This is a genomic window from Pseudomonas sp. HD57-3 (genome assembly GCF_056113135.1).
Genome location: NZ_CM148568.1, coordinates 6,421,133 through 6,443,374, shown reverse-complemented (window position 1 = coordinate 6,443,374; position 22,242 = coordinate 6,421,133). Strand labels below are relative to the sequence as shown.

The 22,242-nt window shown below is 61.2% G+C and carries 20 protein-coding genes; 12 read left to right on the top strand and 8 right to left on the bottom strand.

The window, feature by feature from the left end; genetic code table 11:
• Positions 1-98 precede the first annotated feature (98 nt).
• The gene (locus AC0R79_RS29350; protein WP_085606047.1) at positions 99-554 is read left to right on the top strand and encodes a YaiI/YqxD family protein; all 456 of its coding nucleotides are present in this window, start codon (positions 99-101) and stop codon (positions 552-554) included.
• A 132-nt stretch (positions 555-686) separates the two neighbouring features.
• Here the strand turns inward: AC0R79_RS29350 and elbB are convergent, their stop codons facing one another.
• Positions 687-1,355 carry an isoprenoid biosynthesis glyoxalase ElbB gene (gene elbB, locus AC0R79_RS29345; RefSeq protein ID WP_474732624.1) on the bottom strand — a complete coding sequence of 223 codons (669 nt, stop codon included), beginning with the start codon at positions 1,353-1,355 and terminating at the stop codon, positions 687-689.
• Between the two features lie 115 nt (positions 1,356-1,470).
• Here elbB and AC0R79_RS29340 point away from each other — a divergent pair, with 115 nt between their 5' ends.
• The gene (locus AC0R79_RS29340; protein WP_127800560.1) at positions 1,471-2,706 is read left to right on the top strand and encodes a sterol desaturase family protein; all 1,236 of its coding nucleotides are present in this window, start codon (positions 1,471-1,473) and stop codon (positions 2,704-2,706) included.
• Here AC0R79_RS29340 and AC0R79_RS29335 read toward each other — a convergent pair.
• A complete protein-coding gene (locus AC0R79_RS29335; RefSeq protein ID WP_085606041.1) occupies positions 2,687-3,343 on the bottom strand; it encodes a DedA family protein in 657 nt (218 codons plus the stop codon). The two genes, AC0R79_RS29340 and AC0R79_RS29335, sit on opposite strands and share 20 nt — an antisense overlap.
• 208 nt (positions 3,344-3,551) lie before the next feature.
• Between AC0R79_RS29335 and hemB the strand changes: the two genes are divergently transcribed.
• Together hemB and ppk1 are read left to right on the top strand one after the other, a co-directional pair.
• Entirely contained in the window at positions 3,552-4,565 is a 1,014-nt protein-coding gene (gene hemB, locus AC0R79_RS29330) for a porphobilinogen synthase (protein WP_474732623.1), read from the top strand.
• Between the two features lie 18 nt (positions 4,566-4,583).
• Positions 4,584-6,809, top strand: a complete 2,226-nt coding sequence (gene ppk1 / locus AC0R79_RS29325; RefSeq protein ID WP_007951835.1) for a polyphosphate kinase 1 — start codon at positions 4,584-4,586, stop codon at positions 6,807-6,809.
• A gap of 66 nt (positions 6,810-6,875) precedes the next feature.
• On the opposite strand, the gene ppx is transcribed toward ppk1, so the two are convergent.
• The 5 genes from ppx to AC0R79_RS29300 form a co-directional block, all read right to left on the bottom strand.
• A complete protein-coding gene (gene ppx / locus AC0R79_RS29320) occupies positions 6,876-8,378 on the bottom strand; it encodes an exopolyphosphatase (protein ID WP_474732622.1) in 1,503 nt (500 codons plus the stop codon).
• A gap of 262 nt (positions 8,379-8,640) precedes the next feature.
• A complete protein-coding gene (locus AC0R79_RS29315) occupies positions 8,641-9,378 on the bottom strand; it encodes an amino acid ABC transporter ATP-binding protein (RefSeq protein ID WP_064600296.1) in 738 nt (245 codons plus the stop codon).
• Positions 9,365-10,015 (bottom strand): amino acid ABC transporter permease, encoded by a 651-nt coding sequence (locus tag AC0R79_RS29310; RefSeq protein ID WP_007951832.1) that lies wholly within the window; start codon positions 10,013-10,015, stop codon positions 9,365-9,367. The genes AC0R79_RS29315 and AC0R79_RS29310 overlap by 14 nt, the downstream gene beginning before the upstream one ends.
• Complete coding sequence (locus AC0R79_RS29305; protein WP_085606035.1) at positions 10,012-10,692, bottom strand: amino acid ABC transporter permease; 681 nt, start codon at positions 10,690-10,692, stop codon at positions 10,012-10,014. Before AC0R79_RS29305 ends, AC0R79_RS29310 begins: the two co-directional genes overlap by 4 nt.
• A gap of 21 nt (positions 10,693-10,713) precedes the next feature.
• Positions 10,714-11,499 (bottom strand): transporter substrate-binding domain-containing protein, encoded by a 786-nt coding sequence (locus AC0R79_RS29300; RefSeq protein WP_085689913.1) that lies wholly within the window; start codon positions 11,497-11,499, stop codon positions 10,714-10,716.
• 256 nt (positions 11,500-11,755) lie between these two features.
• On the opposite strand from AC0R79_RS29300, the gene AC0R79_RS29295 reads away from it, so the two are divergent.
• The 7 genes from AC0R79_RS29295 (at position 11,756) to AC0R79_RS29265 (ending at position 19,964) form a co-directional block, all read left to right on the top strand.
• Positions 11,756-12,463: a FadR/GntR family transcriptional regulator gene (locus AC0R79_RS29295; RefSeq protein WP_007951828.1), complete on the top strand. Its 708-nt coding sequence runs from the start codon at positions 11,756-11,758 to the stop codon at positions 12,461-12,463.
• A 120-nt stretch (positions 12,464-12,583) separates the two neighbouring features.
• Positions 12,584-12,913 (top strand): thioredoxin TrxA, encoded by a 330-nt coding sequence (gene trxA / locus AC0R79_RS29290; protein WP_003206727.1) that lies wholly within the window; start codon positions 12,584-12,586, stop codon positions 12,911-12,913.
• Between the two features lie 249 nt (positions 12,914-13,162).
• Positions 13,163-14,422, top strand: a complete 1,260-nt coding sequence (rho, locus tag AC0R79_RS29285; RefSeq protein WP_007951825.1) for a transcription termination factor Rho — start codon at positions 13,163-13,165, stop codon at positions 14,420-14,422.
• Positions 14,423-14,596: 174 nt separating this feature from the next.
• The gene (locus tag AC0R79_RS29280) at positions 14,597-16,594 is read left to right on the top strand and encodes an acyltransferase family protein (protein WP_474732621.1); all 1,998 of its coding nucleotides are present in this window, start codon (positions 14,597-14,599) and stop codon (positions 16,592-16,594) included.
• A 69-nt stretch (positions 16,595-16,663) separates the two neighbouring features.
• Positions 16,664-18,130: a 4-hydroxy-3-polyprenylbenzoate decarboxylase gene (gene ubiD, locus AC0R79_RS29275; RefSeq protein ID WP_007951823.1), complete on the top strand. Its 1,467-nt coding sequence runs from the start codon at positions 16,664-16,666 to the stop codon at positions 18,128-18,130.
• Positions 18,130-19,098: a CDP-6-deoxy-delta-3,4-glucoseen reductase gene (locus AC0R79_RS29270; RefSeq protein WP_127800550.1), complete on the top strand. Its 969-nt coding sequence runs from the start codon at positions 18,130-18,132 to the stop codon at positions 19,096-19,098. The genes ubiD and AC0R79_RS29270 overlap by 1 nt, the downstream gene beginning before the upstream one ends.
• Before the next feature lie 197 nt (positions 19,099-19,295).
• On the top strand, positions 19,296-19,964 hold the full coding sequence (locus AC0R79_RS29265; protein WP_085606027.1) for a gamma-glutamylcyclotransferase: 669 nt from the start codon (positions 19,296-19,298) through the stop codon (positions 19,962-19,964).
• Here AC0R79_RS29265 and glpT read toward each other — a convergent pair.
• A complete protein-coding gene (gene glpT, locus AC0R79_RS29260; RefSeq protein ID WP_007951819.1) occupies positions 19,940-21,289 on the bottom strand; it encodes a glycerol-3-phosphate transporter in 1,350 nt (449 codons plus the stop codon). The two genes, AC0R79_RS29265 and glpT, sit on opposite strands and share 25 nt — an antisense overlap.
• A gap of 327 nt (positions 21,290-21,616) precedes the next feature.
• On the opposite strand from glpT, the gene AC0R79_RS29255 reads away from it, so the two are divergent.
• A complete protein-coding gene (locus AC0R79_RS29255; RefSeq protein ID WP_474735199.1) occupies positions 21,617-22,231 on the top strand; it encodes an energy transducer TonB in 615 nt (204 codons plus the stop codon).
• Positions 22,232-22,242: the final 11 nt, after the last annotated feature.

Below are 22,242 nucleotides of genomic sequence, written 5' to 3'. Positions count from 1 at the left end.
GCGCTCACATTCGCGGGCAAGCCCGCTCCCACAGGGATTGTGTATAACCTTGTGCGAGCATGGCTTGCCCGCGATGTTTTTGGATTGAGGAAATAATGATGCGCGTATGGATCGATGCCGACGCCTGCCCGAAGATGGCCAAGGAGCTGGTGGTGAAGTTCGCCCTCAAGCGCCGCTTCGAAGTGGTGCTGGTGGCGGGGCAGCCGCAGAGCAAACCGGCGCTGGCGATCGTCAAGCTGATCGTGGTGCCGAGCGGCCCGGATGCAGCGGACGATTATCTGGTGGAACACGCGGTGCCGGGCGAACTGGTGATTTGCAGCGACATCCCGCTGGCAGACCGGCTGGTGAAGAAGGGCGTTGCAGCGCTGGATCCGCGAGGCAAGGAGTTCGACGCGCAGAACATGGGTGAACGGCTGGCGACTCGCAACCTGTTCACCGATCTGCGTGAACAGGGCCAGGTCAGCGGCGGACCAGCACCGTTCGGCGATCGGGAGAAGCAGGCGTTCGCCAATGCGCTGGACCGGATTCTGACACGGCTGGCGCGCCAGGTTTGATCGTTCCCACGCTCTGCGTGGGAATGCCTCTCGGGACGCTCCGCGTCCCAGCCTCACCGCTGATGCAAATCAGACGCGGAGCGTCCAAGGCTGCATTCCCACGCGGAGCGTGGGAACGATCGCTATCGCCAGTCAGGCGTCGTTTTCGTGGGTCAGTTCCAACACCCGATCCACCAGCTTGTTGATCCCCGAAGCCGCCTCGCTGATCGTCTGCGCCAGCATGTACGCCGGTGTGGACACCAGTTTGCGCGCCTTGTCTTCGATGATGTCGGTCACCGCGCAGTCTTCGTGGGTGGCGCCCATCTTGTTCATGGCGGCGGCCGTGTCGGCGTCGTTGCCGATGGTGCAGGTCACGCCCGGGCCGTAGATCTTCGCGGCCAGCGCCGGCGAGATGCAGATCAGGCCAACAGGTTTGCCCGCTTCGGCAAAGGCTTCGGCCAGCGCCAGCACTTGCGGCTGTACGGTGCAGCCGGCGCCTTCGATGGCGAAGTTCGACAGGTTCTTCGCCGCACCGAAACCGCCGGGCACGATCAGCGCGTCGAAGTCCTCGACATCGGCCTCACGCAGATCCTTGACGTTGCCCCGGGCGATGCGAGCCGATTCCACCAGCACGTTGCGCGATTCGGGCATTTCTTCACCGGTCAGGTGATTGATCACATGCAATTGCGCGATGTTCGGGGCGAAGCACTGCACCTGGGCGCCGCGCTGGTCGAGGCGCAACAGGGTGATGACGCTCTCGTGGATCTCGGCGCCGTCGTACACGCCGCAACCGGACAGGATCACTGCAACTTTTTTGCTCATGGGTTTCTCTCCAGATTCATGGCGTTAAATGTCCTCTAATTTGTCGTTCGTTGCCATAGGATCAAGCCGCGGCTACACCTAGGATCTGAGCTACAGATTCCGACCAGGGCGCGTCATGAACTTCATCCTGTATGCGGTACCGTTTTTCTTCGTGTTGATTGCGGCGGAGCTCATCGCCGACCGCTGGCGCGGGGTGAGCAACTATCGCCTGGCCGATGCGGTGAACAGCATCAGCACCGGAGTGTTGTCGACCACCACCGGCCTTTTGACCAAGGGCGTGGGCCTGGTGACCTATGCGTTTGCCCTGGAGCATCTGGCGCTGGTCAGGTTGCCTGTGGACAGCGTCTGGGTCTGGGTGTTTACCTTTGTCTTGTATGACTTCTGCTATTACTGGCTGCATCGCATGGGCCACGAGCGCAACATCCTCTGGGCCGCGCATTCGGTGCATCACCAGAGCGAGGACTACAACCTTTCCACGGCCTTGCGCCAGACCAGCACCGGGTTTCTGCTGGGCTGGATTTTCTACCTGCCGATGGCCGTGCTCGGGGTGCCGCTGCTGGTGTTCGTCAGTGTCGCGGCGCTGAATCTGCTGTATCAATTCTGGGTCCATACCCGGCACATTCCCAAGCTCGGCTGGTTCGAGTGGTGCTTCGTCACACCGTCCAATCATCGGGCTCACCATGCACAGAACGCTCTCTACATGGATCGCAACTACGGCGGGGTGTTCATTATTTGGGACCGTCTGTTCGGCTCGTTTCAGGAAGAGGACGACAACGAGCCGGTGATTTTCGGCGTGACCACGCCGCTGGCGAGCTGGAATCCGTTGTGGGCGAACCTGCAGTTTTATGCGCAGCTATGGGATGACGCGCGTCGTGCCGAGCGTACGTGGGACAAGATCCGGATCTGGTTCATGCGCACCGGCTGGCGTCCGGCAGACGTCGCGGCGAAGTACCCGATGAGCAAGCCGGACCTGAGTCAGTTCCGCAAATTCGAGGTGCCGCTGGACAGTCGTCAGCAGTGGTACGTGGGTTTGCAGTTCGGCGTGTATGTGGCGCTTGGCAGTTATCTGCTGAATCTGGAACGCAGTCTGCCCACCGGCGCATTGCTGCTCGGCTGGGGCGCGATGGCGTTCGGTTTGTTCGTGTTGGGCGTGGCCCTGGAGAATCGCCCGTGGGCGGGGAGGCTGGAAGTGCTGCGGCTGGCATCGAACCTGCCGCTGGTGTGGCTGGCGCCGCTGGTCGGACTCTGGTCGGCCAGCCCGGGGATGTGGGTCGGCCTGCTCAGTTACAGCCTGCTCAGCGGCATCGGGCTGTATTGCTGCCGCCAGCGACTTACTCGGCTGGCGTCTTAGGGTCGGCGGCCTTGGCCATTTCGGCTTTGTGCCGTTCGGCCTTGGCCAGTTGCTCGGCCTGCTCTTCCTCGTAGACCTTTTTCGCCAGCCGGGCATTCTTGAACCGGCGGCGCAGCCACAGGCCCAGGCCAAGCACCAGCAGCGCGCCCAGTACCCACAATTCATACTTCTTGATGCTGCCGAGCATGCCTTCGAGCACGGCGCCGAAATGGTAGGCGGCAGCGGCCAGGGCGGTGGCCCAGATCGCAGCGCCGATGCCGTTCAGCAGCAGATAACGTCCCGGCGGATAGCCCGACAGGCCGATCGCCACCGGCATCACCGTGCGCAGGCCGTATACGAAGCGAAAGCTCAGGACCCAGATGTCCGGGTGCTTGCGGATGTGTTCCAGCGCGCGGTCGCCCATCATCTGCCAGCGCGGTTTGCGCGCCAGCAACTTGCGCCCGTGCTTGCGGCCCAGGAAGTACCACAGCTGATCGCCAGCATAGCTGCCGAAGAACGCCACGACCACCACCAGTTTGATGTCCATGTATTCACGGAACGCGAGGAAGCCCGCGAGCACCAGGATGGTTTCGCCTTCGAAAAACGTGCCGAGAAACAGGGCAAAGTAGCCGAAGTCATGCAGAAATTGTTGGAGCATTGTCTGGGTGCTGGCGAAATGAACGCGCAGCCTAACCCTTCGGACACATTCAGGAAAGTGTCGAAATGTGTCTCGACGTGAACATTTCCTACACGGACAATGGAAAGCGACTACCTGTCGCAGGGGTGCACATAACTGTAATACGTTGGTCATAATGGCCATCTATAACTGTCACGCTCGCCCGTTTGCGCGGGCTCAGGAGTCTGCCGTGAGCTTTACCCCAGCCAACCGTCTGTTCCCTGCCACCCGCCTGCGTCGCAATCGCCGTGATGATTTTTCCCGGCGGCTGGTGCGTGAGAATTTGTTGACGGTCGATGACCTGATCCTGCCGGTATTCGTGCTCGACGGTGAAAACCGCCGCGAAGCCGTGGCCTCGATGCCGGGTGTCGAGCGCCTGACCATCGACCTGCTGCTTGAAGAAGCCGCCAAATGGGTCGAACTGGGGATCCCGGCGCTGGCACTGTTTCCGGTTACCCCGCCTGAACTCAAATCCCTCGATGCCGCCGAAGCGTGGAATCCCGAAGGTATCGCCCAGCGCGCCACCCGTGCCCTGCGTGACCGATTCCCCGAGCTGGGCGTGATCACCGACGTCGCCCTCGACCCGTTCACCACCCACGGTCAGGACGGCATTCTCGATGAAGAAGGCTATGTGCAGAACGACATCACCGTCGATGCACTGGTCAAACAGGCGTTGTCTCACGCCGCTGCCGGCGCCCAGGTGGTTGCCCCGTCGGACATGATGGACGGCCGCATTCAGGCGATCCGCGAAGCTTTGGAGCTGGCCGGGCACGTCAACGTGCGGATCATGGCCTACTCGGCCAAGTACGCGAGCGCCTATTACGGCCCGTTCCGCGATGCCGTGGGTTCGGCCGCGAACCTGGGCAAGGCGAACAAGGCTTCCTACCAGATGGACCCGGCCAACAGCGACGAAGCGCTGCACGAAGTGGGCGCGGACTTGTCTGAAGGCGCGGACATGGTCATGGTCAAACCCGGCATGCCGTACCTGGACATTTTGTTCCGGGTAAAAGATGCCTTCAAAGTGCCGACCTTCGTCTATCAGGTTAGCGGCGAATACGCCATGCACATGGCGGCGATCCAGAATGGCTGGTTGAGCGAAGGCGTGATCCTCGAATCCCTGACCGCCTTTAAACGTGCCGGCGCTGATGGCATCCTGACTTACTTTGCTGTCCGTGCCGCTCAATTGTTACGAGAGCAGAAATAGCCCTCCCAGGAACATTCGATGAATACCGAAGGACTCACTGAAGTTGCCGTAAAAGAAGCTCAACCCGTGGTCGAGCAGATTACCGAAACCCCGCCGGAACTGGAGCCTGCGCCACCCGCGCCGGCAACCGAGCCTGCCGCGGCGGTTCCGGCGATCGCGATTCCCGGTCTGGATGACAGCAGCCTGTACATCCACCGTGAGTTGTCGCAACTGCAGTTCAACATCCGCGTGCTGGAACAGGCGCTGGACGAGTCCTACCCGTTGCTGGAGCGGCTGAAGTTCCTGCTGATCTTCTCCAGCAACCTCGACGAATTCTTCGAAATCCGCGTCGCCGGCCTCAAGAAACAGATCACCTTTGCCCGTGAACAGGCCGGCGCCGATGGCCTGCAACCGCATCAGGCCCTGGCCCGCATCAGCGAGCTGGTGCACGGTCATGTCGACCGCCAGTACGCGATCCTCAACGACATCCTGCTGCCGGAGCTGGAAAAGCATCAGGTGCGTTTCATCCGCCGGCGCAACTGGACGACCAAGCTCAAGACCTGGGTGCGCCGCTATTTCCGCGACGAGATCGCACCGATCATCACCCCGATCGGCCTCGACCCGACGCACCCGTTCCCGTTGCTGGTGAACAAGAGCCTGAACTTCATCGTCGAGCTCGAAGGCATCGACGCCTTCGGTCGCGACTCCGGTCTGGCAATCATCCCGGCACCGCGCCTGTTGCCACGGATCATCAAGGTGCCGGAAGAAGTCGGTGGCCCTGGCGACAACTATGTGTTCCTGTCGTCGATGATCCACGCCCACGCCGATGACCTGTTCCAGGGCATGAAGGTGAAGGGCTGCTATCAGTTCCGTCTGACCCGGAACGCCGACCTTGCGCTCGACTCCGAAGACGTCGAAGACCTGGCCCGCGCCCTGCGTGGCGAGCTGTTCTCCCGTCGTTACGGTGACGCAGTGCGCCTGGAAGTCGCCGACACCTGCCCGAAACACCTGTCGGACTACCTGCTCAAGCAGTTCAACCTGAGCGAGACCGAGCTGTATCAGGTCAACGGTCCGGTGAACCTGACGCGTCTGTTCAGCATTACCGGCCTGGACAGCCATCCGGAGCTGCAATACACGCCGTTCACGCCGCAGATTCCGAAACTGCTGCAGAACAGCGAAAACATTTTCAGCGTGATCAGCAAGCAGGACATCCTGCTGCTGCACCCGTTCGAGTCGTTCACCCCGGTGGTCGACCTGCTGCGCCAGGCCGCGAAAGACCCGCACGTTCTGGCCGTGCGCCAGACCCTTTATCGCTCCGGTGCCAACTCGGAAATCGTCGATGCGCTGGTGGACGCCGCGCGTAACGGCAAGGAAGTGACGGCGGTCATCGAGCTGCGTGCGCGCTTCGACGAAGAATCCAACCTGCAACTGGCGAGCCGTCTGCAAGCGGCCGGTGCGGTGGTGATCTATGGCGTGGTCGGCTTCAAGACCCACGCCAAGATGATGCTCATCCTGCGCCGCGAAGCCGGCGAGATCGTGCGTTACGCGCACCTCGGCACCGGTAACTACCACGCCGGCAACGCCCGTCTGTACACCGACTACAGCCTGCTGACCTCCGACGACGCCTTGTGCGAAGACGTCGGCAAACTGTTCAGCCAGTTGATCGGCATGGGCAAGACGCTGCGCATGAAAAAGCTGCTGCATGCGCCGTTCACCCTGAAGAAGGGCATGCTCGACATGATCCTGCGCGAGACCCAATTCGCGCTCGACGGCAAGCCGGCGCACATCATCGCCAAGTTCAACTCGCTGACCGATCCGAAGATCATCCGCGCGCTGTACAAGGCCAGCCAGTCCGGCGTGCGTATCGACCTGGTGGTGCGCGGCATGTGCTGCTTGCGTCCGGGCATCGCCGGGGTTTCGCACAACATCCACGTGCGCTCGATCATCGGTCGCTTCCTTGAACACACCCGGGTTTTCTACTTCCTCAATGGCGGCGAGGAGCAAATGTTCCTCTCCAGTGCCGACTGGATGGAGCGCAACCTCGACAAGCGCGTCGAGACTTGCTTCCCGGTGGAAGGCAAGAAGCTGCTGACCCGGGTCAAGAAAGAGCTGGAGCTGTACCTGACCGACAACACCCACAGCTGGAGCCTGCAATCGGACGGCCGCTACATCCGCAACACACCGACCGGCAACCAGAACCCGCGCAGTGCGCAGGCGACGTTGCTGGAGCGGCTGGGTAGCCCGATTTTGCCGGTCAGCAGCTGACCGCGGGTTTCAAAGCCATAAAAAAGGCGATCCATCCGGATCGCCTTTTTTGTGCCTGCCCGTTACTCAATGCACGGTCAGAACAATCCCCACCCGCGTCAGCCACTCGGCCTCAAGCCCGAAATCCGCCTGGGTCAGCTGGTTTTCATCCAGCCAGTTCTCCGGGAATTCCACGTCGAGGTTGCTGCCATTGGCATGCAGTGCCACTTGCGGCATCGCCTGGGTGCCACGGATGTGGTGGAACAGGATAGCGAAACGCAGCAGCACGCACAGGCGGATCAGCTTGTCGCCGTCATCGCCGAACTCGGCGAACTTGTCCTTGGGGATGTTGCGGCGATGGCCGCGCACCAGCAGGGCGAGCATTTGCTGGTCTTCGCGGGAGAAGCCGGCGAGGTCCGAGTGCTCGATCAGGTAGGCGCCGTGCTTGTGGTAGTGATAGTGCGCGATGTCGAGCCCGACTTCGTGCACTTTCGCCGCCCAGCCCAGCAGTTCGCGCCAGATGCCGTCGTCCAGCTCCCAGTCCACGGCCACTTGATCAAACGCGTGCAGGGCTTTGCGCTCGACCCGTGCAGCCTGTTCCAGATCGACGTGGTAGCGCTCCATCAGCGAGGTCAGGGTGCGTTCGCGCACGTCTTCGTGGTGATGGCGGCCGAGCAGGTCATACAGCACGCCTTCACGCAGCGCGCCTTCGCAGTGATCCATGCGTTGCAGTTCGAGGGCGTCGAAGATCGCTTCGAGAATCGCCAGACCTGCCGGGAAGATCGCCCGGCGATCCGGCTTGATGCCTTCGAAATCGATCTTGTCGACATCGCCGAGCTTGAACAGGCGGCGCTTGAGCCACGCCAGACCTTCGGCATTCACTTCGCCGGTGCCGTGACCGCCGGCCTTCAGCGCCAGGCCGATGGCGCGGATGGTGCCCGAGGAGCCGATGGCCTCATCCCAGGTCAGGCGGTGCAGGGCGTGTTCGATGCTCATGATTTCCAGCCGCGCCGCCGTGTACGCCTGGGCGTAGCGGGCCGGGGTGATCTTGCCGTCCTTGAAATAGCGCTGGGTGAAACTCACGCAGCCCATTTGCAGGCTTTCGCGCAGCAGCGGTTCGAAACGCTGGCCGATGATGAATTCGGTACTGCCGCCGCCGATGTCGGCGACCAGACGTTTGCCCGGAGTGCCGGCGAGGGTGTGGGAGACGCCAAGGTAGATCAGGCGGGCCTCTTCACGGCCGGAGATGACTTCCACCGGATGGCCGAGGATTTCTTCGGCGCGACGGATGAATTCGCCACGGTTGCGGGCCTCGCGCAGGGCGTTGGTGCCGACGATCCGCACGGCGCCCAGCGGCATGCCGTTGATCAGTTGGGCAAAGCGCTTGAGGCAGTCGAGCCCGCGCTGCATGGACTCTTCGTTGAGCTGACGCTCATCGTCGATGCCGGCGGCCAGCTGAACCTTTTCACCGAGCCGCTCGAGAATACGGATTTCGCCGTTCTGGGCCTTGGCCACGACCATATGGAAGCTGTTGGAGCCCAGGTCGATCGCGGCGATCAGGGACAGATTCTTGGCTTGGGATTGCGGCATGGTGTGGGGGTCTCGGTCGATAACCCCGACATCGTGCCACGATCAAACGCTGCCGCCAACGCGCATGGTTCAAACCCTTGATCCTGCGCATAAAAGCCAGGGACCGTTGCGCACTCAACGACGCTGATCGTTCCCACGCTCTGCGTGGGAATGCCTCAATGGACGCTCTGCGTCCGCTTTTGGGACGCGGAGCGTCCCGGGCTGCATTCCCACGCGGACGGTTCGACGCCTCGACGTGGGAACGAGCGGGTAGCAGGCCGTTTCAGGCAGTCGCTTCAACCGTGCCAATGAAATTCGCCAGCTCCGGCGTCTGCGGATCGGCAAACAGCACTTTCGGATCCCCCACCTCGTGCACCTTGCCCTGGTGCATGAACACCAGCTTGTCCCCAACCTCGCGGGCGAAGCGCATTTCGTGGGTGACCATGATCAGGGTCATGCCTTCTTTCGCGAGCTGGCGGACCACGCTGAGCACTTCGTTGACCAGTTCCGGATCCAGCGCCGAGGTGATCTCGTCGCACAGCAACACCTTCGGCGACATCGCCAGCGCCCGGGCAATCGCCACGCGCTGTTGCTGGCCACCCGAGAGGCGCTCCGGAAACGCGTCGAACTTCTCGCCCAGCCCCACGCGTTCCAGCATCTGCCGCGCCAGCTCTTGCGCTTTGGCCTTGGGCACTTTCTGCACCACTTGCGGCGCGAGCATCACGTTTTCGCCAACGGTCAGGTGCGGAAACAGGTTGAACTGCTGAAACACCATCCCGACTTTCTGCCGCAGGCTGCGCAGATCGGCGCGGGCGGCGTCGAGGTATTCGCCGTCGACTTCGATCACGCCGTCGTTGATCGACTCCAGACCGTTGAGGGTGCGCAGCAGGGTGGATTTGCCCGAGCCGCTGCGGCCGATGATCGCCACGACCTGGCCTTCCTCGACGCTCAGGTCGATGCCTTTGAGCACGTGGTGATCGCCGTAGTATTTATGCAGGGCGGAAATTCTAAGCAGAGGCATGCAGTCTCCTTTCCAGGTAGCGCGCACTGAGGGACAGGGGGTAGCAGAGCAGGAAGTAGCCCAAGGCGACGAGGCCGTAGACCATGAACGGTTCGAAGGTGGCGTTGGCGAGCATGCCGCCGGTCTTGGTCAGTTCGGTGAAGCCGATGATCGAGGTCACGGCGGTGCCTTTGACCACTTGCACCGAGAAACCCACGGTCGGCGCCACGGCGATGCGCAGTGCCTGCGGCAGGATCACGTAGCGCAGTTGCTCCAGCGGATTCAGCGCCAGGCTCGACGAAGCTTCCCACTGACCGTTGGGAATCGCCTCGACGCAACCGCGCCAGATCTCCGCCAGATAGGCGCTGGTGAACAGCGTCAGGGCAATCGCCGCCGCCATCCACGGCGAAATCTCCACCCCGGCCAGCGCCACGCCGAAGAACACCAGAAACAGCTGCATCAACAGCGGGGTGCCCTGGAACAGTTCGATCCAGGTGCGGGCGATGCTGCTGGGCAGCGGGTTTTTCGAGATGCGCATGATCAGGATCAGCAACCCGACGATCCCGCCGCCGATGAACGCCACCAGCGACAGCGCCAGCGTCCATTGCAGGCCGGTCAGCAGGTTGCGCAGGATGTCCCAGAACGTGAAGTCGCTCATTGGCTGCTCCTTGCGCTGCTTTTAGACAGATAACGCCGGCCGAGCCAGTTCAGCAACTGACGAATCAGCAGCGCCATGCACAGATAAATGAGGGTGGTCAGGGCGTAGGTTTCAAAGGCGCGAAAGTTGCGCGACTGAATGAAGTTGGCGGCGAAGCTCAACTCTTCGGTGGCAATCTGCGAACACACCGCCGAACCGAGCATGACGATGATGATCTGGCTGCTCAGCGCCGGCCAGACCTTGCCCAGCGCAGGCAGCAGTACCACGTGGCGGAACGCTTCGAAACGGCTCATCGCCAATGCCGCCGCTGCTTCCAGCTGCCCGCGCGGAATCGCCTGGATGCCGGCGCGGATGATCTCGGTCGAGTACGCGCCGAGGTTGATCACCATCGCCAGCACCGCCGCTTGCCACTCGGAAATCTGTACACCGAGGGACGGCAGGCCGAAGAAGATGAAGAACAGTTGCACCAGGAATGGCGTGTTGCGGATCAACTCCACATAAACGCCGAAGATCGTCGAGAACGGGCGGATGTTCCACGCCCGCACCAGCGCGCCGACGATACCCACGCCGACCCCGAGCAACGCACCAATGGCCGTCAGCTCAAGGGTAAACAACGCCCCGCGCAGCAGCAGGTCGGTGTTTTCCACCACCGGCAAGAAATCGAACTGATAGGCCATGAAAGTCTCCCGCGGCGCCGGTCAGAGGTCGGCCGGCAGCGGCTCTTTGAGCCAGGTCTGCGCGTTCTTTTCCAGTGCGCCGTCAGCCTTGGCGGTGGCCAGGATCTCGTTGACCTTGCCCAGCAGCGCCGGCTCGTTCTTGTTCACGCCGACGTAGACCGGCGAATCCTTGAGCTTCACTTTCAACGCCGGTACGCGTTTCGGGTTCTTTTCGCTGATCGCGACCATCACCACGTTACCGCTGGCGATCAGGTCGACTTGCCCTGCGAGGTAGGCGGCGATGGTCGAGTTGTTGTCTTCGAAGCGTTTGATGGTCACGCCTTCAGGGGCGACCTTGGTCAGCTCGATGTCTTCGATGGCGCCCCGGGTGACGCTGATGGTCTTGCCCTTGAGGTCGTCGAGGGTGCTGACGGCTGCGTCCGGCGGGCCGAACACGGCGAGGTAGAACGGCGCATAGGCGCGGGAGAAATCGATGACCTTCTCGCGCTCGGGGTTCTTGCCGAGGCTGGAAATCACCAGGTCGACCTTGCCGGTGGTGAGGAACGGGATGCGGTTGGTGCTGTTGACCGGGGTCAGTTCGAGTTTGACCTTGAGCTGCTCGGCCAGCAGTTTCGCGGTGTCGATATCCAGGCCGCGCGGCTTCATGTCCGGGCCGACCGAACCGAACGGCGGGAAGTCCTGAGGCACGGCGACTTTCAAGGTGCCGCGTTTGACCACGTCATCCAGACCGTCGGCATGGGCGGGGGCCTGGCTCAACATCAGACCGGCAAACAGGGCGGCGAGGAGGGCGCTGTAACGCTTCGTCATGGACAATCTCCGGATCGGCGGGAAGTGAATTCTGCGATCGGACAGAGCATGGGCCGTGCCAAGACAGCGATTCGGCCCCGCAAAGCCGCGGGTTTAGCGGGTTTGTTCGGTCTTACTGGTCTGAACAGTCAGGTCGGGTTTCGCACTGCGATAGCGCATCGACGCGCACCGTCGAACCCCGCTGGGGCACGACTTGCCTGATGCCTCGAATAGCATTACAACTGGCCGCACCTTGGCCTGGTCCGTCTGGAAAACCATGAACTCGATCTCCCGCGCCGTACCCGAAGTGGCGCTGCAAGCGATCCGCAAACTGATTACCGAGCAGGGCTTCGGCCCCGGCGATGCGCTGCCTTCGCAACGGGATCTGGCGGTTCAGCTGGGCGTCAGCCGCGCGTCGTTGCGTGAGGCGTTGTCGTCCTTGAGCGCGCTGGGTGTGGTCAGCATTCAGCCGGGCAAGGGCGTGTTCGTGCAGGCGCCGGTGGAATTGCCGCGCGGCGAGGGCGCTCCGGCCTGGCCGTTTGCCGCCCAGGCTTCGCCGCTGGAAATCTTTCAGTTGCGCTACGCGCTGGAAGGGTTCGCGGCCGGTCTGGCGGCGGTGACGCTGAGTACGTTTGATCTGGACGAACTGGAAGACAACGTCGCCGCCATGCGCGAGCAACTGCGCGCCGGCGATTTCGAGGCAGCGGCGAAACTGGATTTCGAATTCCACCGGCGGATCCTGCTGGCCAGCGGCAATCAGGCGATGCTGAGCATCCTCACCGCCAGCGCCGACATCTTTCTGGAGAGCCAGAAACTACCGTTCATCCGCGCCGAACGGGCCATGGAAACCTGGCAGGAACATCGCAAGATCCTCCGCGCCCTGGCCCGCCGGGCTTCCGCCGCCGCGCAGAAAGCCATGCAGGAGCACGTGCGCAACGCGGCCCTGCGTACCGGAATTTCCTTTATCGCCCCCGCCAGCGCGTGACTTGAGCTATACCCAAACTCATCGAGTGCCATAGCAAGACTCAATCATCTGCGGCTTCCTGAACAAGGGAAGGGCGGCTATGATGGGCCACGTTTTTTTGCTTACAACCTGGAGAATTCCATGAGCAGCGATCTGATCAAACACGTTAGCGACGCTAGCTTCGAAGCCGACGTACTCAAGGCCGAAGGCGCTGTCCTGGTCGACTACTGGGCTGAATGGTGCGGCCCTTGCAAAATGATCGCTCCGGTTCTGGACGAGATTGCAGAGACTTACAAAGGCAAGCTGACCGTTGCCAAACTGAACATCGACGAAAACCAGGAAACCCCTGCCAAGCACGGCGTACGTGGTATTCCGACCCTGATGCTGTTCAAGAACGGCAACGTGGAAGCGACCAAGGTCGGCGCTCTGTCGAAGTCGCAACTGGCTGCTTTCCTCGACGCCAACATCTAAGCGTCGCGGTAAAGATTGTCCTCAAAAAGCCCCGCAAATTGCGGGGCTTTTTGCGTATTCAGGGCTAGACGCTCCGAAACTCAGGTGATACATTCGGCCCCGCACTGGTTTCTCCACTGCCCCCTGCTAGCCGTCGCCGACGCACTCCTTTTCGAATAAGTACGCGATCCTGTCGCCTTCTCCGCGGCGCGGCCTCATTAAGCCAAAAGCTTAATTTCCCCCCTCCATAAATGATTACGTCATTCCTATATGAATCTGACTGAACTCAAGCAAAAGCCGATTACCGAACTGCTCGAATTGGCCGAACAGATGGGCATAGAAAATATGGCCCGTTCGCGCAAGCAGGACGTGATTTTCTCCCTGCTGAAAAAGCACGCTAAAAGCGGTGAGGAAATCTCCGGTGATGGCGTGCTGGAGATTCTCCAGGACGGCTTCGGCTTCCTGCGCTCCGCTGACGCTTCCTATCTCGCCGGCCCTGACGACATCTACGTCTCGCCGAGCCAGATCCGCCGTTTCAACTTGCGCACCGGTGACACCATCGTTGGCAAGATCCGCCCTCCGAAGGAAGGCGAGCGTTATTTCGCCCTGCTCAAGGTCGACACGATCAACTTCGATCGCCCTGAGAACGCGAAGAACAAGATTCTCTTCGAGAACCTGACCCCGCTGTTCCCGAACGTGCGCATGAAGATGGAAGCCGGCAACGGTTCCACCGAAGACCTGACCGGTCGTGTGATCGACCTGTGCGCCCCGATCGGCAAAGGCCAGCGCGGTCTGATCGTTGCACCGCCGAAAGCCGGTAAAACGATCATGCTGCAGAACATCGCAGCGAACATCGCCCGTAACAATCCTGAAGTTCACCTGATCGTGCTGTTGATCGACGAACGTCCGGAAGAAGTGACCGAAATGCAGCGCACCGTGCGCGGCGAAGTGGTTGCCTCGACCTTCGACGAGCCGCCGACCCGTCACGTGCAAGTGGCTGAAATGGTGATCGAGAAGGCCAAGCGCCTGGTTGAACACAAGAAGGACGTGGTGATCCTGCTCGACTCCATCACCCGTCTGGCACGTGCCTACAACACCGTGATCCCGAGCTCCGGCAAGGTGCTGACCGGTGGTGTCGATGCCCACGCCCTGGAGAAACCGAAGCGTTTCTTCGGCGCTGCGCGCAACATCGAAGAAGGCGGCTCGCTGACCATCATCGCCACCGCGCTGGTTGAAACCGGCTCGAAGATGGACGAAGTGATCTACGAAGAGTTCAAGGGCACCGGCAACATGGAGCTGCCACTGGACCGTCGTATCGCCGAGAAGCGTGTGTTCCCGGCCATCAACATCAACAAGTCCGGTACCCGTCGCGAAGAGCTGTTGACTGCCGACGACGAACTGCAGCGTATGTGGATCCTGCGTAAACTGCTGCACCCGATGGACGAAGTGGCGGCCATCGAGTTCCTGGTCGACAAGCTGAAAACGACCAAGACCAACGACGAATTCTTCCTGTCGATGAAGCGCAAGTAACATCGTCGGTTGATTCAGAAAATGGCGTCCCTCAGGGGGCGCCATTTTTTTTTGCCTGTTTTCTGTCCGGGACGATGGGAGGTTTGCGATCTGGTAAGGTCATTGAGTTGGCAAAACAAAGAAGCAGCATTGAAGGCTGTACAAAAATAACCATCTGATTGGCATCAAGGATTTATGAGCACACTCGCTTATCGAAGGGATATCGACGGCTTGCGCGCAGTCGCTGTAATTGCCGTGGTGTTGTTCCATTTTGGCGTCCCCGGAATTACCGGCGGTTTTGTCGGCGTGGACGTGTTTTTCGTGATCTCCGGCTACCTCATCACCTCGATCATCTGGAACCAGCGCCAGGCGGGCAGGTTCAGCTTCGTCGAGTTCTGGTCGCGGCGTGCGCGGCGGATTCTGCCGGCGCTGTTTGCGATGATCATTGCGGTGCTGGCGGTGGGCTGGTTCCTGCTGGCGCCCAAGGACTACGAAGAACTCGGGCGTTCGGTGCGCTATCAGGTGATGTTCGTCTCGAACATCCTGTTCATGCGCCAGGACGGCTATTTCGATGTTGCCTCGGACCTCAAACCGCTGCTGCATACCTGGTCGCTGGCGGTGGAGGAGCAGTTCTACATCGTCTTTCCGCTGTTGCTGGCCCTGATGTCGAGCCGCTTGAAACACTGGCGGCTGGCGCTGTTCGGCGTGCTGCTCGTGTCGTTCGGGTTGAGCGTCTGGGCGGTCCATCATCACCCGGAAAAAGCCTTCTTTCTGTTGCCGATGCGGGCGTGGGAGCTGTTGGCCGGTGCGATGCTGGCGATTGCGCCGAAACACGCGTGGCGCCTCAAGCCGATGGCCGCACAACTGTTGAGCCTGCTCGGCATGGGCCTGATTCTGTTGGCGGTGCTCGGTTTCGACAAGCGTACGCCGTTCCCCGGTGCGGCCGCATTGCTGCCGGTGCTTGGCGTCGTGCTGCTGATCCTGGCCAACGGTCATCGCCAGACCTGGGTGGGTCAATTCTTGAGCAGCCGGGTCATGGTCGGCCTGGGTCTGATTTCCTATTCCTGGTACCTGTGGCACTGGCCGGTGTTCGTGTTTTCCAGCTACGCCAGCGTCGAGGAACCGAGCGCCTTCGACAGTGCCGGGCTGATCCTGCTGACCCTGGTGCTGGGTTATCTGTCGTGGAAATTCGTCGAGACGCCGTTTCGCGAGCGGCGTTTGTTGGCCGGGCGTCGGCAGATTCTTCTGGCCGGCGCTTTCGGTGTGCTGGTACTCGGGCTGGCCGGGCAAACCCTGCGCTGGACTGATGGGTTGCCGTGGCGGTTGTCCGATCAGGCGCTGCAATACGCCAAGGGCCGCGAATGGCGGCCGGAACTGATGGCATGCCTGGCCGACGACAAGACGCCGGATGACAAACTGTTCTGCCGCTACGGCCAGCAGGACCGCCCGTCACGTGCGCTGGTCTGGGGTGACAGCCATGCCACGGCGCTGATTCCGATATTCGACGATGGCGCCAAAGCCCATGGTGTCAGCGTAATCCTCGCCAGTTCGGCCGGTTGCGTTCCGGTGGCGGGAATTGAACATGACGCCCGCTGCGCACGGTTCAATCAGCGGGTCGAACAGGCACTCAAGCCGCAGAACGTCAGCGATGTGGTGCTGGTCGCGCGCTGGAGCCTGTATCTCTATGGCGACACGAAAAGTGGCCTGGATCACGCATTGAAAGCAGCCGACGGACATTACGACCGGGTCATCGCCGAGCAGCGTCTGGCCGAAGGCCTTCGTGCACGGGTGGCGCAGTTGCGGGCAGCCGGGCATCGGGTCTGGCTGGTGAAAGAGGTGCCGTTGCAGGCTTTCAGTCCGCCGTACCGCCTGACGCGGCTGGCGATGCTGGATCGCCCGGTAGATGACGTCGGGCTGAATGTCGCCGAACACCACAAGCGCCAGGCGTTCATCAGTCAGCTGTTCGCCGATCTGGCAAAAGACCCGGCGGTGCGAGTCATTGATCCGGCGCCGAAGCTGTGCGATGAAAGCGGCCTGTGCCGTGCCGAGCTCGGTGGTTACTCGCTGTACACCGATGACAATCACCTGTCGGAAGTCGGTGCGCGCTTCGTGGCGCCGATCCTCGAACCGCTGTTTGTCGGCCTGCAGGCCAGGGCAAATCTGGGAAAAGGTCAGGCGAATGCAGCCAAGTAAGCAGTGACGGGCTGCCAGCGACCGGCATAGCAGGTAGGATGTACGCCTATTTTGAGGGTGCCATCGTCAATGAAATTCAAGGATCTTCGGGATTTCGTGCAGCAGCTTGAGCAGCGCGGAGAGTTGAAACGCATCCAGATTCCCGTCTCGCCGGTGCTGGAAATGACCGAGGTGTGCGACCGCACGCTGCGGGCCAAGGGCCCGGCGCTGCTGTTCGAGAAGCCGACCGGTTACGACATCCCGGTGCTCGGCAACCTGTTCGGCACTCCCGAGCGGGTGGCCATGGGCATGGGCGCCGAGTCGGTCAGCGAGCTGCGCGAAATCGGCAAGCTGCTGGCATTCCTCAAGGAGCCTGAGCCGCCGAAGGGCTTGAAAGACGCGTGGTCGAAGCTGCCGATCTTCCGCAAGATCATCGCGATGGCGCCGAAGGTCGTCAAAGACGCCCCGTGCCAGGAAGTGGTCATCGAAGGCGACGACGTCGATCTGGCGATGCTGCCGGTACAGACCTGCTGGCCGGGCGACGTGGCGCCGCTGATCACTTGGGGTCTGACGGTCACCAAAGGTCCGAACAAGGACCGGCAGAACCTTGGTATCTACCGCCAGCAAGTGATCGGCCGCAACAAGGTCATCATGCGCTGGCTCAGCCACCGTGGCGGCGCGCTGGATTTCCGTGAGTGGTGCGAAAAGCATCCGGGCCAGCCGTTCCCGGTGTCCGTGGCCCTTGGCGCGGATCCGGCGACCATTCTCGGCGCCGTTACTCCGGTGCCGGACAGCCTCTCCGAATACGCCTTCGCCGGTCTGCTGCGCGACAGCCGCACGGAACTGGTGAAGTGCCGTGGCAACGACCTGCAAGTGCCGGCCACTGCCGAAATCATTCTTGAAGGCGTGATCCATCCGGGCGAAATGGCCGATGAAGGCCCGTACGGTGACCACACCGGTTACTACAACGAAGTCGACAGCTTCCCGGTGTTCACCGTCGAGCGTATTACCCATCGGATCAAGCCGATCTACCACAGCACCTACACCGGCCGTCCGCCGGATGAGCCGGCGATTCTCGGCGTGGCGCTGAATGAAGTGTTCGTTCCGATCCTGCAGAAGCAGTTTCCGGAGATCACCGATTTCTACCTGCCGCCGGAAGGCTGCTCGTACCGCATGGCCGTGGTGACGATGAAGAAGTCGTATCCGGGCCACGCCAAGCGCGTGATGCTGGGTGTCTGGTCGTTTTTGCGACAGTTCATGTACACCAAGTTCGTTATCGTCACCGACGACGATATCAACGCGCGGGACTGGAACGACGTGATCTGGGCCATCACCACGCGCATGGACCCCAAGCGCGACACGGTGATGATCGACAACACGCCGATCGACTACCTCGACTTCGCCTCGCCGGTGTCGGGGCTCGGCTCGAAGATGGGCCTGGACGCCACCCACAAGTGGCCGGGCGAAACCACTCGCGAGTGGGGCCGCGTCATCGTCAAGGATGACGCCGTCACCCAACGGATCGATGCCATCTGGAATCAGTTAGGAATAGATTGATGCGTGTAACCCTGCAGCCCTCCGGAGCGGTGCTCGAGATACAGCCCGGAGAGCGGATTCTCGATGGTGCGCGGCGCTTGGGCTACGAATGCCCGCAAAGCTGCCGCAACGGCAATTGCCACGTGTGTGCGGCGCTGCTGGTGGAAGGCCGGGTCGAACAGGCCGGCAAGGTGCACGACCACGGCGAGTTCTACACTTGCATAGCGGAGCCGCTGGAAGACTGCATCGTGCTGTGGGATGGCGTGCTCGCGCTGGGAGAACTGCCCGTGCGCAGCGTGTCGTGTCAGGTCATCGAATGCCGGGACGTCGGTGGCGATACCTTTCGTGTGCGTCTGCGGGCGCCGGCCGGCAAGCCGCCGCGCTACCACGCTGGCCAGTATCTGATGATCGAGCGCGAGAACGGCGAGAAGTCGGCGTTCTCCATGGCCTCGGCGCCCCACGGCGGGCGCGATCTGGAAATCCATGTGCTGGCGCGCGAATCCAGTGCGCTGAGCCTGATCGATCAGCTCACGCGCAACCCGATGGTGCGGGTCGAACTGCCGTTCGGCGACACCCATCTGGCGGAACTGCCGGACGGGCCGCTGGTGCTGATCGCCGCCGGCACCGGCATGGGCCAGATCCACAGCCTGATCGAACACTGCCGGGCCACTGGCTTCAAACATCCGGTGCACTTGTACTGGGGCGTGCGTCGTCCGGAAGATTTTTACGAAATCGAACATTGGGACGAATGGCTGAAGTTGCCCAATCTGTTCCTGCACAAGGTCGTCAGTGATCAGTGCGGCTGGGAAGGGCGCTGCGGCATGTTGCATGAGGCAGTCTGCGAGGATTTCCCCGATCTGAAACCGCTGCACGTCTACGCCAGCGGCTCGCCAGCCATGGTCTACGGCACGCTGGATGCGTTGGTCGAAGCAGGGATGGATGCTCATCAGATGCGTGCGGATGTGTTCGCTTACGCACCGCGCTCGTAAGTTCGTTATAACTCTCTATATAGCCGATCGGTATTTATGTAATTGCATAAATGCCGGTAGGTTATATATCAATCAGGCAATCAATTAAGAACTGTGCCATGGCACTCAAATTGCCTTAAAACATATGTGCCTTATTGTTACAGCGGTGCGTTCTATTAAGTAATTCTTCACCCGCGGGGAGCTGAACGCTATTCGCCATGAGCGCCATTGAAAACGCTTTTCTGAACCTGGCTTACCCTCCGCGGCTCGATCTTGGGCCGCAGCTGACGCACGAACAACTTCTCGCTTCCATGCAATCGACCATGGCGCGCCACAAGGGCGGGCCGGTGTGGCTGTTCGCCTACGGCTCGCTGATCTGGCGGCCGGAATGCTCCGCCGTCGAGCGGATGCGCGGGCGCGTGCATGGCTACCATCGCGGTTTGTACCTGTGGTCCCACGAACATCGCGGCACGCCGGAAATGCCCGGTTTGGTCTTCGGTCTGGATCGCGGCGGCTCGTGCAGCGGCTTCGCCTATCGGTTGCCGGAAGACAATCTGGACAGCGCGCTGTATGCGTTGTGGAAACGCGAGATGCCGTTCCCGTCCTATCGGCCACACTGGCTCAACTGCCGACTCGAAGATGGCAGCCAGGTACAGGCCTTGGGATTTGTATTGGAGCGACACCTGCCCAGCTATGCCGGCAATCTGCCGGATCATGTGCTGAGCCAGGTGTTCGAAAGCGCTTGCGGGCGGTACGGCACCACTCGCGATTATGTCGAGCAGACCGCTCACGCCCTGCGCAGCCACGCCATGCCAGACCGGAATCTGGAGGCGCGGCTCAAGCGCTGTAAGTCAAAGGCCGATCAGGCGACTGCTTCGCGGCTCTGACTGGCGACTTGCTTGTGCCACAGGGTCGGGGCCAGGAAGGCCATCGACAGCAGGCAAGCGCCCACCAGCAGCACGAAACCGCCATCCCAGCCGAAATGGTCCACGGTGTAGCCCATTGCTGCACTGGCCGCGACCGAACCACCCAGATAACCGAACAGACCGGTGAAGCCTGCGGCAGTGCCGGCGGCTTTCTTCGGTGCCAGTTCCAGCGCCTGCAGGCCGATCAGCATCACCGGGCCGTAGATCAGGAAGCCGATGGAGAACAGCGCGATCATGTCGACGGTCGGGTTGCCGGCCGGGTTCAGCCAGTACACCAGCGTCGCCACGGTCACCAGTGCCATGAACACCATGCCGGTCAGGCCACGGTTGCCACGGAAGATCTTGTCCGACATCCAGCCGCACAGCAGCGTGCCCGGAATCCCCGCCCACTCATAGAAGAAATAGGCCCACGAGGTTTTATCCACGGTGAAACCCTTGGCTTCCTTCAGGTAGGTCGGCGCCCAGTCCAGCACGCCGTAGCGCAGCAGGTAAACGAAGACGTTGGCCATGGCGATGTACCAGAGCATTTTGTTGCGCAGCACGTATTTGACGAAGATTTCCTTGGCGCTGAATTCGTCTTCGTGGCTGGCGTCGTAGCCTTCCGGGTAGTCGTTCTTGTACTTCTCGATCGGCGGCAGGCCGACCGACTGCGGGGTGTCGCGCATGGTCACGAAAGCGAACACCGCTACCGCCAGAGCCACAGCGGCCGGGACGTAGAACGCTGCGTGCCAGTCGTTGAACAGGCCCATGCCGATCAGGAACAGCGGGCCGATCAGGCCGCCGCCGACGTTATGCGCCACGTTCCACACCGACACCACGCCGCCACGTTCTTTCTGCGACCACCAGTGCACCATCGTGCGTCCGCTCGGCGGCCAGCCCATGCCCTGGGCCCAACCGTTGATGAACAGCAGGATGAACATCATGGTCACGCTGGAGGTTGCCCAAGGCGCGAAACCGAAAATGAACATGACCCCGGCCGATACCAGCAGACCGAATGGCAGGAAGTAACGCGGGTTGGAGCGGTCGGACACCAGGCCCATGAGGAACTTGGACAGGCCGTAGGCGATGGCGATGGCCGACATCGCCAGGCCCAGATCGCCACGGCTGTAGCCTTCGTCAATCAGGTACGGCATGGCCAGCGAGAAGTTCTTGCGCAGCAGGTAGTAACCCGCGTAGCCAAAGAAGATGCCGGCGAAGATCTGCCAACGCAGGCGTCGGTAGGTGCTGTCGATTTTTTCTTCAGGCAATGGAGCCTGATGTGCGGCAGGACGAAAGAAAGCAAACATTCAAGAGCTCCAGATTTCTTGTTTTGACTGCGGATGCGAATGTTACAGTTTCGTTACCGAAAATAGCACCGCTTCCCATCGGCAAAACAGCGGAAATGTTGGAAGTCGCGCGTTCCTTTATGAACATGTCGCTCAGATATAAGTACGCGGCGTTGTGGGAAAGGTTACTTCGACGTCTTCCTGCCGGGTTTCATGGCTTTGTAGGGCACAGATTTGGGAAATGTCCTGCGAACAATGCGGAAGGCGCGGCGTTCTGTTTCAGGCTGCCGGGCTCTACCCTTTTGACGGTGCCAATCGGGCACTCGTGCGGTGAAGGGGGAAGGGCTCATGCGGTGGTGTGTGTTGCTGTTTTTGCTGATGGCATCGGGAGGAGCGTGGGCGTCAGAGGTGCTGCTGATTCCGGAAAACAACCCGAGGCCGGTCTATCCGCTGGGGCTTTTCAGGGCTGGCGTGGTCGGTGAAGTGGGCGCCGAGTTCACTGTCCATGCTGACGGTTCAGTCGACCGGATCAGCTTCGCGCCAAACAGCCATCCGGAGCTGATCGAAGCGGTCAGGGCGGCTGTCGAGCAATGGCGTTTCAAACCGTGGATCGTCGAGGGCGACAAACCGGCAGAGAGGCGAGTCCTTGCGCCGATGGTATTCAGGCTGGATCTGGATCAACCCATCCACATCAACCAGCAACTGAAAGCCTTGAAGTGCCGAACCCTGAACGAATACCTCGGCAACATTGCGGAACAGTCGTGGATCGATGCCAAGGTGTTCGTTCACACCAGGGCCTACCTTTCCAATGTTTTACACAAAGCGCAGCTGCCGGACGAACAGCGCCTCGAGATGATCGCCAGACTGAACAAGCGGATTCCGATGATTGTCAGGGGATGCCGCGACAGTCCGGTCCGGACGTACATGAGCCTGTTGCCGGAGGACATTCGCAGTTTGATGTAGGGCTGGAGTGC

Coding starts and splice junctions, on each gene's coding strand:
- AC0R79_RS29270 (WP_127800550.1), top strand. CDS start 18,130: ATGCGTGTAACCCTGCAGCCCTCCGGAGCGGTGCTCGAGATACAGCCC.
- ppx (WP_474732622.1), bottom strand. CDS start 8,378: ATGCCGCAATCCCAAGCCAAGAATCTGTCCCTGATCGCCGCGATCGAC.
- elbB (WP_474732624.1), bottom strand. CDS start 1,355: ATGAGCAAAAAAGTTGCAGTGATCCTGTCCGGTTGCGGCGTGTACGAC.
- trxA (WP_003206727.1), top strand. CDS start 12,584: ATGAGCAGCGATCTGATCAAACACGTTAGCGACGCTAGCTTCGAAGCC.
- rho (WP_007951825.1), top strand. CDS start 13,163: ATGAATCTGACTGAACTCAAGCAAAAGCCGATTACCGAACTGCTCGAA.
- AC0R79_RS29335 (WP_085606041.1), bottom strand. CDS start 3,343: ATGCTCCAACAATTTCTGCATGACTTCGGCTACTTTGCCCTGTTTCTC.
- AC0R79_RS29255 (WP_474735199.1), top strand. CDS start 21,617: ATGCGGTGGTGTGTGTTGCTGTTTTTGCTGATGGCATCGGGAGGAGCG.
- AC0R79_RS29265 (WP_085606027.1), top strand. CDS start 19,296: ATGAGCGCCATTGAAAACGCTTTTCTGAACCTGGCTTACCCTCCGCGG.
- ubiD (WP_007951823.1), top strand. CDS start 16,664: ATGAAATTCAAGGATCTTCGGGATTTCGTGCAGCAGCTTGAGCAGCGC.
- AC0R79_RS29280 (WP_474732621.1), top strand. CDS start 14,597: ATGAGCACACTCGCTTATCGAAGGGATATCGACGGCTTGCGCGCAGTC.
- AC0R79_RS29350 (WP_085606047.1), top strand. CDS start 99: ATGCGCGTATGGATCGATGCCGACGCCTGCCCGAAGATGGCCAAGGAG.
- AC0R79_RS29340 (WP_127800560.1), top strand. CDS start 1,471: ATGAACTTCATCCTGTATGCGGTACCGTTTTTCTTCGTGTTGATTGCG.
- ppk1 (WP_007951835.1), top strand. CDS start 4,584: ATGAATACCGAAGGACTCACTGAAGTTGCCGTAAAAGAAGCTCAACCC.
- AC0R79_RS29305 (WP_085606035.1), bottom strand. CDS start 10,692: ATGGCCTATCAGTTCGATTTCTTGCCGGTGGTGGAAAACACCGACCTG.
- AC0R79_RS29315 (WP_064600296.1), bottom strand. CDS start 9,378: ATGCCTCTGCTTAGAATTTCCGCCCTGCATAAATACTACGGCGATCAC.
- AC0R79_RS29310 (WP_007951832.1), bottom strand. CDS start 10,015: ATGAGCGACTTCACGTTCTGGGACATCCTGCGCAACCTGCTGACCGGC.
- AC0R79_RS29295 (WP_007951828.1), top strand. CDS start 11,756: ATGAACTCGATCTCCCGCGCCGTACCCGAAGTGGCGCTGCAAGCGATC.
- glpT (WP_007951819.1), bottom strand. CDS start 21,289: ATGTTTGCTTTCTTTCGTCCTGCCGCACATCAGGCTCCATTGCCTGAA.
- AC0R79_RS29300 (WP_085689913.1), bottom strand. CDS start 11,499: ATGACGAAGCGTTACAGCGCCCTCCTCGCCGCCCTGTTTGCCGGTCTG.